Origin of the sequence: Tropicimonas sp. IMCC6043 (genome assembly GCF_004146235.1) — a bacterium.
Taxonomy (GTDB): domain Bacteria; phylum Pseudomonadota; class Alphaproteobacteria; order Rhodobacterales; family Rhodobacteraceae; genus Tropicimonas.
Genome location: NZ_SELO01000253.1, coordinates 1 through 255 on the forward strand (window position 1 = coordinate 1; position 255 = coordinate 255).

1 protein-coding gene is annotated in these 255 nt (G+C 63.9%); it reads right to left on the bottom strand.

Annotated elements, in window-relative coordinates; all coding sequences use genetic code 11:
* Positions 1 to 32: 32 nt before the first annotated feature.
* Positions 33 to 255: integrase core domain-containing protein (locus EU800_RS26565; RefSeq protein WP_129636395.1), on the bottom strand; the 223-nt coding region annotated here is incomplete at its 5' end.

The window sequence follows — 255 nt, forward strand, 5'->3', positions numbered from 1 at the left end:
GCCTGCCCCAATAGGGTGGTCCGGTTTCAGTCTTAGTGCATGACGGGTCTGGGCGCTACGGCTGGTGTGGCCGGCGTAGCTGCGCCGGATGGCGAAGCCGGCCACTGCACGACCTTTGGAGCCGGGGTGCGATATCCCAGCGATGAGTGCGGGCGCTTCGTGTTGTAGTGATGCCGCCAACTCTCGATGACGATCTTCGCCTCGGCGAGGCTGTAGAAGATCTCGCCGTTGAGAAGCTCGTCCCGCAGCTTCGCG